The sequence below is a fragment of the Micromonospora sp. S4605 genome (assembly GCF_003176715.1).
GTDB classification, from domain to species: domain Bacteria; phylum Actinomycetota; class Actinomycetes; order Mycobacteriales; family Micromonosporaceae; genus Micromonospora; species Micromonospora echinaurantiaca.
Window position 1 is genome coordinate 1 of sequence record NZ_QGSW01000447.1, and the last position, 11,249, is coordinate 11,249.

The 11,249-nt window shown below is 71.0% G+C and carries 10 protein-coding genes; 3 read left to right on the forward strand and 7 right to left on the reverse strand.

What is annotated here, in order from left to right; all coding sequences use genetic code 11:
* Positions 1-174 precede the first annotated feature (174 nt).
* From DLJ47_RS33815 to DLJ47_RS33840, 6 genes are all read right to left on the reverse strand, one after another.
* Positions 175-1,029 carry a replication-relaxation family protein gene (locus tag DLJ47_RS33815; RefSeq protein WP_109906245.1) on the reverse strand — a complete coding sequence of 285 codons (855 nt, stop codon included), beginning with the start codon at positions 1,027-1,029 and terminating at the stop codon, positions 175-177.
* Positions 1,030-1,235: 206 nt separating this feature from the next.
* Positions 1,236-3,698 (reverse strand): type IV secretory system conjugative DNA transfer family protein, encoded by a 2,463-nt coding sequence (locus DLJ47_RS33820; RefSeq protein ID WP_109906247.1) that lies wholly within the window; start codon positions 3,696-3,698, stop codon positions 1,236-1,238.
* Positions 3,695-5,398 (reverse strand): VirB4 family type IV secretion system protein, encoded by a 1,704-nt coding sequence (locus DLJ47_RS33825; RefSeq protein WP_109906259.1) that lies wholly within the window; start codon positions 5,396-5,398, stop codon positions 3,695-3,697. Before DLJ47_RS33825 ends, DLJ47_RS33820 begins: the two co-directional genes overlap by 4 nt.
* Positions 5,399-5,442: 44 nt before the next feature.
* On the reverse strand, positions 5,443-6,333 hold the full coding sequence (locus DLJ47_RS33830) for a PrgI family protein (RefSeq protein WP_109906249.1): 891 nt from the start codon (positions 6,331-6,333) through the stop codon (positions 5,443-5,445).
* A complete protein-coding gene (locus tag DLJ47_RS33835) occupies positions 6,330-7,247 on the reverse strand; it encodes a conjugal transfer protein TrbL family protein (protein WP_109906251.1) in 918 nt (305 codons plus the stop codon). The genes DLJ47_RS33830 and DLJ47_RS33835 overlap by 4 nt, the downstream gene beginning before the upstream one ends.
* Before the next feature lie 12 nt (positions 7,248-7,259).
* Positions 7,260-7,550, reverse strand: a complete 291-nt coding sequence (locus DLJ47_RS33840; protein ID WP_109906253.1) for a pilin — start codon at positions 7,548-7,550, stop codon at positions 7,260-7,262.
* Positions 7,551-8,114: 564 nt separating this feature from the next.
* On the opposite strand from DLJ47_RS33840, the gene DLJ47_RS33845 reads away from it, so the two are divergent.
* Complete coding sequence (locus DLJ47_RS33845) at positions 8,115-8,528, forward strand: hypothetical protein (RefSeq protein WP_199236118.1); 414 nt, start codon at positions 8,115-8,117, stop codon at positions 8,526-8,528.
* Positions 8,529-8,719: 191 nt separating this feature from the next.
* Here DLJ47_RS33845 and DLJ47_RS33850 read toward each other — a convergent pair whose 3' ends face one another.
* On the reverse strand, positions 8,720-9,484 hold the full coding sequence (locus DLJ47_RS33850) for a hypothetical protein (protein ID WP_109906255.1): 765 nt from the start codon (positions 9,482-9,484) through the stop codon (positions 8,720-8,722).
* A gap of 283 nt (positions 9,485-9,767) precedes the next feature.
* Here DLJ47_RS33850 and DLJ47_RS33855 point away from each other — a divergent pair, with 283 nt between their 5' ends.
* On the forward strand, positions 9,768-10,343 hold the full coding sequence (locus DLJ47_RS33855) for a hypothetical protein (protein ID WP_233258165.1): 576 nt from the start codon (positions 9,768-9,770) through the stop codon (positions 10,341-10,343).
* Positions 10,336-11,178 (forward strand): TRM11 family SAM-dependent methyltransferase, encoded by an 843-nt coding sequence (locus DLJ47_RS33860; RefSeq protein WP_109906257.1) that lies wholly within the window; start codon positions 10,336-10,338, stop codon positions 11,176-11,178. The genes DLJ47_RS33855 and DLJ47_RS33860 overlap by 8 nt, the downstream gene beginning before the upstream one ends.
* Positions 11,179-11,249: the final 71 nt, after the last annotated feature.

The following is an 11,249-nucleotide window of genomic DNA, read 5'->3' on the forward strand; positions in this document are numbered from 1 at the left end:
GTCGGTGATCCCGCCGGGGCGGGCAGATCCGGGAGGAACAGTCGGCGGCGGGGCCAGCAAAAGGGAAGAAGCTGCACCGTAGCGTCGTCACCTGACAGCACCAGCCGTGTCAGGAATCCGGATCAAGGCTGTGAACTGAGCCGATGGGATGGCTCGGGTGGCTGTCAGGGTGTGTCAGAGGACGAAGATGCCGTCGTCGTCGTAGTTCGGGTTGTCCGCCACGGGTTGGCCGTGGTCGCTGGGCAGCTCGGCGAGCCGGACCCGGCCGGTGGCGCCGACCGGTAGCCAGACGGCCTCGGCGGGGTCGGTGGGATGGGTGGCGGTTGCGACGGGAACCGCGCCGTGCCGGCTGCGCAGGAGCTGGTGCAGGTGTGCCTCGCGGTGTTCGCTGCCGAGCCAGAACAGCACCGGGTAGCGGGGTCCGCCGCGGCGGATCAGCTGCGCGTACCGGTCGAGCTTGGCCACCACCCGACCGAGGGGTTCGCTGCCGGTGTCGGCTTCCAGGAAGAAGCCCACGGTGATGTCGGCGACGCTCCAGAGGCCGTGCCCGTCGGCGGTGATGGTTCGGTACTGCTTGGTGGTGATCGTCTCGGACCACCATCGGTCCAGCCGCTCCTCAGGGTGCTGGCGGGCGTGTGCGGTGAGCCGGACGAAGAACTCGTTGGCGGTGAGCAGGTGCGTCAGGTGCGGGTTGGCTGACAACCGGTGCACGGTTTGGCGGCTTACCCGCACAGTGGGCTCCGGACGGTGGTGGGCGGCGGCCTGGAACCGGTGTCCCTGGTGGCCGAGGGTCCAGTGCCACGGGTGGCTGCCACCTCCGGCGCGGGCGAACCGGAACCGGTCCAGCAGTCCCAGGGCTGCCAGCTCGCCGAGCCGGAGCTGGCAGGTGCGGCGGGCGTGAAACAGCATGCGGTGGATTTGGTCAGTGGTGAGGACCCGATGGTCGTCGAGGAGTTGGAGCAGCAGGCGGTCCCGACCGGTGATGTGGGGATAGATGCTCAGCAGGCCCGCAGAGCGTGATGGCGGCATAGGTGGTCACCCCGTGGAGAGAGAGTCCCGTAGGGAGTCTGGATGAGGAGGTCTTGGCCTCGGCCCTGTGGCCGGGCGGGTTTGAGCAGGTCAGGCTCTGACAGGGCGGGGACGGTGGCCTCGTGTGGGGGCTCGTTTCGTCGACACCCCCAAACGAGCCCCCGATGCCGCACCCCGCCGAGCCCTCGAACGAGCCGCCCCGCTTATCAGCGATCCCGGGCGTTCATGCGCCGCTTCATCGCCGTGCGAGCGAGCTGCTGCATCGGTGGCTCACCGGTGGTGCGGCTGTGGGCGGCGGCGCAGCCCTGCCGGATCGCGGTCGCCTCACCCACGACCGGAGCGGGCGGGTTGGTGGTGAAGGTGAACGCGGGCAGTTCCCGGTTGCCGACGAGCAGGCGGGCCGCGGCGGTGTAGACGTCCAGGTGGGCGAGGTCGTGCTCGTCCAGCTCGGGTCGGGTGTGCCGGGACAGCTCGCGCGCGTCGGCCGGGTCAACGGTGAAGAACAGCTTCGACCGCGCGTTGGCCGACACCGCCGCCGCGACGTCCTTGGGTAGTTGCGCCAAGTCCTGGTGCGCCAAGACGAGGCCGAGGTGGAAGCCGCGCGCCTCGGCCAGCATGTCTCCGACGCTGCCCGGCAGCGTGAGGAAGTTCTGGCACTCATCGATGTAGAGGCAGGCGTCCTTTCGCTGGTCTTCGGGGATGGTGGCGCGGGCGATGGCCGCCTGCCACACCCGGGCGACGATCAGCGAGCCGAGGATGCGGCTGGTCTCCTCGCCCAGGATGCCCTTGGGCAGCCGACACAGCAGGACCCCGCCGTCGAGCACCGCGCCCATGTCGAATGACGAGTAAGCGTTGCCGATCACGCTTTTGACGAAGTCCCGCAGCAGAAAGGCCCGTAGCCGGGCGAGGACGGGAGCAATCACCTGGCCTCGGAATTGATCGTTGATGCCGTCGTACCAGAGCCAGAACCCTCCGAGGCCGTCCGGGTCGTCCAGGCCGTGGGTGAACCTGCCCCGGAACTCCCGGTCCTGCAACAGCGACGGCACCAGACTCAGGGTCGGTTTCGCGTGCCGCATCAACGTCAGGCAGGCCACGCGCATGGTGTCGTCCATCCGTGGCCCCCACTGGCCGGCGAAGATCTTCGCGAAGATCCCCACCAGGTTGTCCACGGCCAGGTGGGGATCGCCGTGGTCGTCGAGAGGGTTGAAGCAGCCCGGGTTCTCCTGGTCGGGGTCGATGATCGTGATTTTCGTCGCGTACGAGGCGGGCAGGCGGTCGAGGATGTCGGTGATCAGGTCGCCGCGTGGGTCGATGACCACCGTGCCGCGTCCGGCTTTGATGTCGCCGAGGATCATGTTCAGCAGCAGGGTGGACTTGCCGACGCCGGTTTTGCCGACCACGTGCACGTGCTGTCGAGCGTCGGTCACGGTGAGGCCGATGCTGTGGTGGCCGAGCTGCGAGCGGCCGAGTACCTTCACGCCCCGTCCGCCGGAGGGCACCTGCACCGGCGCCGGCACGGCCTTGGCCCGCGCCCGGTCCAGGCCCGGCACCGCGAGGTCCTGCGGTAGCGCCGCGAGGGCGGCGAGTTCCGGCACGGTGGCCAGGAAGCCGCGCCGCAACCTGCGACCGGCGATCGTCGCGACCGGCTGAGGCATCGTCATCAGCCGTAGCCGGTTCGGGCCGGTGTACGTGGCGGCCGCCGAGGCGATGCTGTGCCGAAGCGCGGCGAGACGCGAACGGACCTGTGCGGCCCGTAGCGGGTCCGGCGTTCTCTCTTCGTCGGCGGCCACGGCGAACCGGACCGCGATCTGGAAGTGCGGCACCCGCACCGCCTTGTCCACCATCGTGCGCGCGTCGGCGCCGGCTACGGGGTCCCGCTCGACCACCCGCTCTGCTGCGGCCCGGGCGCGGGGCTGGGACGGGCCGGCAGCGAACACGCCGAGGAACCACACCACGGGCTCGATGGCCAGCCGCGCCGCGCCCGACACGGCGCGGGTCACCGCATCGGGCCGCCCATGCGGATGGCGACTCGTGGCCGCCGCCGCCCGCCTCGCTGCTCGGACGCGGCAGGCGGGTGCTGGGCGGGCGAGGATCTGCACGCACGCGTGTTCCCGGTGGCGGACCTCGGCCCCGGCGGCGAGCAGCGCCCGCAGCGGGTCGCTGTCGTGCTCGCTGCGCAGCGGCAGCACGTCGGTGTGCTGCGGCCAGTGCGCCCCACCCATCTGCTCACCCACCGCGGGCGGGATCGGCGCGGCGGCGTCGGTGGCCGTCATCGTCGCGGCGGGCCAGGCCGCCCGGATGGCGGCCTCGACCGCGCCAGGCGGCACCGTCCCGGGCACCCACACCCGGATCGCTAGGGAGCGGCCTGTCCATGTGTACTCCCATCCGATGTGCGGGTAGCCGAACACCCTGCGCCGCCACAGAGATGGCGTCAGCACACCCATGACGGTGGTCCAAAACGCCGCGGCGGCCCCGGCGGTGACCTCCGGCGGGGCGGCGATGGTCAGCCACCGCGCCCCGGCCGCGAACCGCCGATGCCGCCAGGCGAGCACCTGGTCGCGGGCGAACACCACGCCGACGATCGCGGCGGCGGCGACGCCGGCCAGCCACGGCCGCGCGATGATCCACTGCCCGACCTCGGCTGGCCAGGTCGTCGGGGTGGCCGTCATTCGGCCTCCCCGATACCCGTCACGGCGATCCGATGCTCGGCGGCCGACCCCACGCTGCGGAAGGGGATTCGCGATCGACCGGCGACGAGCAGGCCCTCGCCCCTGGGCGCCGACAGGAGCAGCCTGGACTCGCCTGCGGTCAGGCTGAACGCCTCGCTCACCGCGTCAATCGACTGCGTGGACTGGCGCATCAACACCTGCGTAGCGGCGTTGGACACCACGGCGAGACCGAGGTCGGTCGAGAGCACGTCGGCGGCGTCCTGAGTGATGACGCACAGCCCAGCGAACCGCTTGCGGGCGGCCTTGGCCATCCGAAACAGGAACCGGCTGCCCTCGCCGTCGCGCATCAGCAGCCAGGCCTCGTCGACCACGACGAGCTGCCGCCGCCGGCGGGCGCCGCCGGTGGGAGCGTCGATGCCCGACCAGATCGAGTCCAACGCCAGCAGCGTGCCGACGGTGCGCAGCTCGTCGGGCAGGTGCCGCAGCGACCAGACCACCAGGTGACCGCGCGGGGCAGTGGTGGTCGGGCCGTCGAACAGGCTGGCGAAGTTCCCGACCGTCCAGGGGGCGAGCCGGGCGGCGAGCTGCCCGGCGGCCAGGTCGCCGTCAGCGGCGAGCACCTCGGCCAGGTCCCGCAGCAACGGCGCGGGTTTGGTCCACGTCGCCGGGTCGGCGTTGATCCCCGCCTGGGCGTAGGTGGCGGTGATCGCCCGATCCAGCGCCGCCCGCTCCGTCGGTGGTGGCGGTGCGCCGAGCATGACCGAAATGAGGGTGTGCAGGTACAGGCCGCGGCGGGTCAGCGTGTCGGGCCGGTTGTCCGCGGGCAGATCGAGCGGGTTGATCCGGACGTCTGGCTGGCCGAGTTGCACGACGGTGCCGCCGACGTGCTCGGCCAGGGCGGTGTACTCGTCCTCCGGGTCGATCACGCTGACGGTCGTGCCCTGGTACAGGTTGCGCAGCACTTCCAGTTTGACGAAGTACGACTTCCCGGCGCCGCTGCGCGCCAAGACCACGCTGTTGTGGTTGTCCTGCGCCCACCGGTTCCACAGCAGCACGCCGTTGCTGGTGGTGTTGAGCCCGTAGAGCACCCCGTCGGGTGGGCAGACGGTGCCGGGCGCGGGGGCGGCGAGGTCGGCCGAGGCGAGGGGGAACGCTGCCGCGAGGGCGGTGGTGTCGAGGATGCGGCGCATCCCCAGCGGGTCCACGCCGACCGGCAGGGTGCAGATCCAGCCCTGCTGGTGGCGGAACGTCGCCGGCTGCAGGTCCAGCAGCACGCTGGCGGCGGCGGAGCGCACGCCCGCGGTGACGGTGGCGAGTTCGTCGAGGGTCCGGGCGTGGATGGTGACGTAGATGCCGACCTCAAACAGTTTCGCCGCGCCGCGGGCGACGCGTTCGGCGAGGTTCGTGGCGTCGGCTGCTGCCGCCTCGACCATCGGGTCACCCAGGCGGCCCTGGTCGGCGTCCAACCGGCGCGACGATTCCAGGCGGGAGCGTTGGCGCTTGAGCATCGGCGCGGCCACCTGTGGTGCGACGGGGTTCAGGTGGACCGCGACGTCGACCCGTGCGGGGTAGGACAGCAGCGGGGTGAGCCACGCGGGGCCGACCTCGGCCGGGTATCCGCACACGGCGTAGGTGGCGGCGTAGCCGTTGCCAACCTGCACGTGCCAGGGGGTGACCGACAGGGCGGCGGGGGAGGGCATGCCCTCCCCCGCCGCGATCCTCTTCTTCTTCGGCGTCAACAGGTTCACGATGTGCTCCGCAACGTGATCGGGGCGCCGGGTACCGCTCGGGGGCCGGGCACCGGTGGGGAGAAGGGGTCGACCGCCGCCGCGAGGGCGGCGGTGACGGCCGGTCCGTCCAGCGCGGTGGCTTCGACACCGAGGCCGGACAAGGCCCGTACGGCGGTGTCGGCCGCGTGCTCGCCGGTGACGACCGCGAGGACCTGCCGGCGCAGCGGATCGCGCTGACTGTCGAGGTCGAGCAGGAACTGCGCGTAGTCGTCGGCGGCGGTCTGCAACGCCGGGTGCGGCAGGCGTGGTGCGTGGTCGGCGGTCGCTTGCGCGTACGCGGTCAGGTCGTGCCGCTGGGTGGCAACGACGATCTGCGCCGGGCCGGTCAGGCTGTTGAGGAACCGACCGAACCCGTCCAGCAGCGCGTCCTGCTCGCTGCCGGTGCGCAGGTGGATGTTCGTGGTGCCGCAGGCGATCAGGACGCGGTTCTTGCCCTCGGAGGTGAGGACGCCGGTAGGGCTGATCGCCGTGACGGGGGAGCGCAGCGGCGCCGGGACGCTCGGCGTGCCGGCCACCGCGGCGACCGTGCTGGCTCGGGGCTTGCCCGGCGCGAGCTGGCGAGGGCTGCGGGACAGGGCGAATCCGTGCCGCAGCCACACATCCAGCGGCAGGCCGTCACGGCGGCCGAGCGCCACCACGATCGCGACGGCGAACACGATGACCCCGGCGACGATCCACGCGATCGGTGGGAGCAGGTGCCCGACGGTGCGGTAGATGCCGGTGCCGGCCAGACCGACACCGCCGAGGATGCCGAGCTGCCGGAACGTCAGCCCGAAAGCGATGCGGTCCGGCTCGTTGACGTTGGCCGGCACCACGGCGCGCGGGGTGGTGTCGTCGTGGGTCATCGCCCACCTCGCATCGCGGTACGCCCGAATCCGCCAAGCGGCAGGCGGCGGGTGACGCCCTGGATGAACACCGCGCGCAGCAGAACCCCACCGATGGTCGGCGACCCCTTAGAGGTTGCGTACCGGCGCATCATCGCGGGGATCTTGACCGTGACCCAGAGGACAACGATCACCAGCAGCAAGTTGAGCGTGTCCGAGCCGGGCAGACCGAGCAGGATCGGCAGGTTCGACTCCGGGTCGATCACCAGGTTGATGCCCGCCGAGAAGGTGACCGCCTGCAGCGTGGGTGTGACCAGACAGCCCAGCAGCGTGCGCCACCACACCTCGGCGGCACCCTGCGTCCACGGGGTCGCGTAGCAGGCCAGGGCCACCGGCGCGATCCCGGCCAGGACGACCAGCACCCCGATCCGCACGAGCCAGCTGCCGACGAGCATGAACATCAACACGACGATGAGCAGCCCGATGACCACCATCAGCAGAGCAGCGCTCTCGTCGGCCATCGCCGATCGGATGCGAACCCGCGCGAAGGTGACGGCCTCGGTGGTCGGCGCGGATTCGCCGGCGAGCGCCACTGTCAGCGCGTTGGCGATGTCGATGACGGCGGCCGTCAGCGGGACCGCGAACGCCGACAGGACGAACCCGACGACAAGCCGGGGGATGAGGTGTTTGACGGTGTAGCGGGTCTCCACCGAGTCGCCGAGCATCGTGGCGATGCCTGCGGTGATGATCGCGAGGATGAAGCAGGCGTTGACGACCAGCGCGCTCTTGCTGGCGATCGAATGGACCTGCGGCAGGACCGTGACGTCCGGTGACAGAAAGATGGAGGATGTCAGGAAGGCCAGCAGCCCGCCGAGAAGGTCGACGACCCTCTCGGCGAGCCAGCTGACCAGGCCGTTCATCAGCCAGATAACCATGACCCGGGCGCCTCAGCCGCCGAGGATGCCCTGCAACACCTGCAGGATGACCGGGGACAGCACCGCGAGGGCATAGCCGATCAGCGCGGACTTGAAGTTGCCCTTCGCCTGCTCCACCTGGGCCGGGTCACCCCCGGCTGCCATGTAGCGCAGGCCGCCGATGACCAGGAACATCGTCGCGACGAGCGCGATGATGCCCATGATCCAGCCGGTGATGTTGGAGATGACCTGGTTGATGCTGTTGGCCGCCATCGGCTGCGGCGTGGCGGCGAGGTCGGACAGCACGGAGAGAGTCGTCTGCATGGCGGCGCTCCACAAGGATCTGGGGCCGCCGCGGTGGGGACCAGGGCGAAGGGACCGGTGTGGTCCGGGTCGGGGGCGCTCCTCCCTTGCGTGGGGCGAAGGGATCGCGGTGTCAGGACGCCGCGCCAGCCATGCCGGACCAATGGGTCGCGCCGGGTGGTCCCCACCGGGCGGGCATGCCGTGGATGACATGCACCGCTCAGATCTCGGCTGTCAGGCCGATCGAACCCGCCGCGCGTCTGTCACGTCCTGACGAGACCGGTCAGCGACTCGCGTTGCCGCTTGAAGAGGCACGGGGTAGACCGCACGGGGGCCGGCTGGGCGTTCGCCGAGACGGCACCAAGCCGGGCCGAATGCCAGGCGCCCCCGAAAACTGGCGTGGGCGTAGACACGGCGTGCCCGTTCCGAGTCGCCATTGTGGCCAGTCGGATGGTGGCGCGACGACGCCAGTCGACGGTAGGCATGGAGCGTGAAGCGTGATCAAGCTGACGGCGACACGGTGCGGGGTGCGGGCAGGCAGCCCGCCGCCGCGCGGTGCTCGGCGCTCCGGTCGAGGTGGCCGCGGTGACGGGATATGGGCGCGACGACGACGAGTGGGACCAGCTGATCGAAGCCGGCCTGGCATTTCTCATCGAGCGGGCACGGCTGGAGAAGACGACGACGTACACCGAGCTCAATGCCACGCTCTGCCGCCGGACCGGCTTGCGCGGATTCGACTTCGAGCAGGACAGCGAGCGTGCCGCCATGGGGCACCTCCTGGGGTTGATCGTGGATCGTAACCGTCCGACAACCCAGCTCATGATCTCCGCGTTAGTGCAGTACCTGAACGCCAATGACGCCGGTCCGGGGTTCTATGCGTTGGCGGTCGAGCTCGGCATGCTGCCGCCTCGCCCATCAGCCTCCGCGAAGCAGGAATTCTGGATCCGGCAGCTCAACGCCCTATACGACTACTACGCGACCGGCCGCCGCAGCGCCTGACCTGTGACGATGCCCGTCGGGGAAGCCCTGCACGACCCGGCGAGCCCGGCCACCGTAGTCCGCCGCAAGGCTGCGCAAATGACGAAGAGTTCCTGAGGTTGGCGGACAACGTCGCCGCCGTCACAGCCATGGGCTACCAGCATCCCGATCCTTCGCGGCCCGCGTGCTGCCATGGGTATGCCGACAGACTGTCAGCCTGCGATGGCGGTCGCGCGGTGACCGGGGATCGGGCCGGACAGGTCGCCGCGCACCACGGCGGCAGCCACGACACGCTCGGCGCGGCGGCGACGCATCCGAAGGGCCGATGCGGTGACGCCCTGCTCGGCGGCCAGGTGTTCGATCAGCGCGTCGCCGAAGCGGGTCGCGCTGATCAGCTCGGCGGCGTCGGCGGTGATCAGGCCGGCGGCGGCTGCCCGGCCGAGCAGCAGGTCCGGATGTCCGTAGGGCATCCGCGGCGACTGTGACCCGCTGGGCAGCTCCAGGGGGAGTTCCTCGCCGTCATCGGCCTTGACGACCGCCATGCCTGAGCGCCAGGCGGCCCAGCACAGCCGCAGCCACAGCCGGGGCGGAGTCAGGTCCGCGGTGCGCAGCGCGTGGAGGAACCCGGCGAGGACTTCGGAGTCGACGTCGTCGGCGTGCCGGGCCCGGCCGCGGGTGATCTTCGCCGCGAGGTGTGTCAGGGCGGGCAGCGCGACGCCGATCGCGCCGACGACCCAGGCCGGTCCCCACTCGCGGGCGTGGTGGGCCAGTTGCCGCCACAGCTCGTCCGTGGTGTTGCTGTCGTATCGCTGAAACAGCAGCAGCGTGCGCAGCTTGTCCAGCGGCATCGTCGCATCCGGCAGGCCCGGTATCGGGCGGGCGTCGAACACCAGCGGGGCGGGTTCGGCGGTCAGCAGCGCGAACGCCGTCTCGGCGGTGGTCAGCGCCGTCTCGGCCGCCCTGGCATGGGTTGTCATGGTGAGGTCCCCCTCGGCGTGGGGCGCGTCGCCTGATGCGACGGCCTCGAGGCCCTCGATTGGGACAGCCCCACCTGACACCGGAGGCCGTTGCCAGACGAGGACAGGCCGTGTCCGCCTCTGTCAGGTTCGCCGCCGTCCGGACGGCCGACGCGCCCGCTGGCCGGGCTGTCAGGCGGTCAGGGTGACGGGTTCTGTCCGGTCGGGGGCGGGTTCGATCGGCCTGTCAGCGGCGCACTAGGGATCGTCAGTACGCCCTGCCGGTCCGGGGGCCACCGTGCCCATGACCGAGAGAAACCCGCGCCGCGCGCCGATCCCCGTGGGAGACGTGGTGCCCGGCGACCCGCCCGTGCCGATCACCGTCTGGCCGGTCCCCGCGCCGCAGCAGGGCGAGACTATGTCCAACGCGATGGGCGTGCGGCTGGTCCACAACCTCACCCACCCGTCCGATCTGATTATCGACCTGGCCGTGGGGCCGCAGCTGGCCCGCGCGGTCATCGCCGCGCACCGCCGCAGCCACCTGCACGTGCCCCGGCAGGTCGGCTGGGGTCGGGAGGCGGCGACGCTGATCGTCGCCGGATGGCCGGTCGACCAGGCTGCTTCACCCGTCGACTTCTTCGTCCGATGCCGCGGCAGTCTCGCGGCGGGCGGCTGCGTGGCAGTGCTGCTGCCACACGGCGACGTCATCGCACCGGTCGACGTCGTCATCGCCGCGAAACGGGCCCGGCTGGCGTACCTGCAGCACATCGTGGCGGCCGACCGCCTACCTCGGCGTGGCCGGCGGGCGCAGCTGGATATCCACACCGACGTGCTGATCCTGACCCGCAGCGTGACGGAGACCAGGGGAGCCGATGGCTGACTCGCTGCCGGTCACCTCGGTGTGGCTGACCTGCCAGCAGCCCGCCCGGGACCAGCGGCGGGGCCGCTACGTCCCGGAGACCTCCAGTCATCCCGGGAAGATGCTGCCCCACCTGGCCGTGCACGCGATCAGCTCGTACACCGCGCCGGGGGATCTGGTGTTCGACCCGATGTGCGGGTCCGGCACCACGCTGGTCGAGGCGATGCACCTTGGCCGGCAGGCGATCGGGATCGACGTCGAGCCCCGGTTCACGCAGCTGGCTGCCGCCAACGTTGCCCTCGCGGCGTCGCAGGGTGCCGCCGGCACGGCGCAGGTGCGCACCGGCGATGCTAGGGGCCTGCTCGACATGGTGCCCGCGTCTGCGGTCGGTCGGGTGAGCCTCGTGCTCACCTCCCCGCCGTACGGACGCGGGACTCACGGCCTCGTGCGCACGACGAGTACCGGGGTACGCAAGCGGAACCATCACTATGGGGATCGAGAGAGCGGCAACCTCGCCTATGCGGGATGGTCCCGCTTGCTCGACGGGTTCGCCGTCATCCTGGCCGCCAGCTACCAACTCCTACGTCCCGGCGGGACCGTGGTGATCACTTGCCGACCGGTACGCCGCCAGCGGGACGACTTGATCGACCTACCTGGCGAGCTGCTGGCCGTCGCCCAGTCGGTCGGGTTGGTGCCGGTGCAGCGGTGCGCGGCGATGCTCGCCGCCGTTCGCGACGGGCAGATCGTGCACCGGGCCAACATGTTCGGACTCCTTGCCGTCCGCCGTGCCAGGGACGAGGGCGGTCAAGCCCCCGGAAGTGGTGTAACGGCTGATCTTTCGAGTTGTACTGGTTAGAAGGGTTGTGTTCCGGGCTGGTCAGTGGCGGGTTCGCTGGTTTCGGGTTGCCAGCGGCCGATGTCGTCGGG

Excerpts from the sequence above, each read along its gene's own strand:
- DLJ47_RS33860 (WP_109906257.1), top strand. The coding sequence starts at position 10,336 with ATGGCTGACTCGCTGCCGGTCACCTCGGTGTGGCTGACCTGCCAGCAG.
- DLJ47_RS33855 (WP_233258165.1), top strand. The coding sequence starts at position 9,768 with ATGACCGAGAGAAACCCGCGCCGCGCGCCGATCCCCGTGGGAGACGTG.
- DLJ47_RS33830 (WP_109906249.1), bottom strand. The coding sequence starts at position 6,333 with ATGACCCACGACGACACCACCCCGCGCGCCGTGGTGCCGGCCAACGTC.
- DLJ47_RS33840 (WP_109906253.1), bottom strand. The coding sequence starts at position 7,550 with ATGCAGACGACTCTCTCCGTGCTGTCCGACCTCGCCGCCACGCCGCAG.
- DLJ47_RS33815 (WP_109906245.1), bottom strand. The coding sequence starts at position 1,029 with ATGCCGCCATCACGCTCTGCGGGCCTGCTGAGCATCTATCCCCACATC.
- DLJ47_RS33850 (WP_109906255.1), bottom strand. The coding sequence starts at position 9,484 with ATGACAACCCATGCCAGGGCGGCCGAGACGGCGCTGACCACCGCCGAG.
- DLJ47_RS33825 (WP_109906259.1), bottom strand. The coding sequence starts at position 5,398 with ATGCCCTCCCCCGCCGCCCTGTCGGTCACCCCCTGGCACGTGCAGGTT.
- DLJ47_RS33835 (WP_109906251.1), bottom strand. The coding sequence starts at position 7,247 with ATGGTTATCTGGCTGATGAACGGCCTGGTCAGCTGGCTCGCCGAGAGG.
- DLJ47_RS33820 (WP_109906247.1), bottom strand. The coding sequence starts at position 3,698 with ATGACGGCCACCCCGACGACCTGGCCAGCCGAGGTCGGGCAGTGGATC.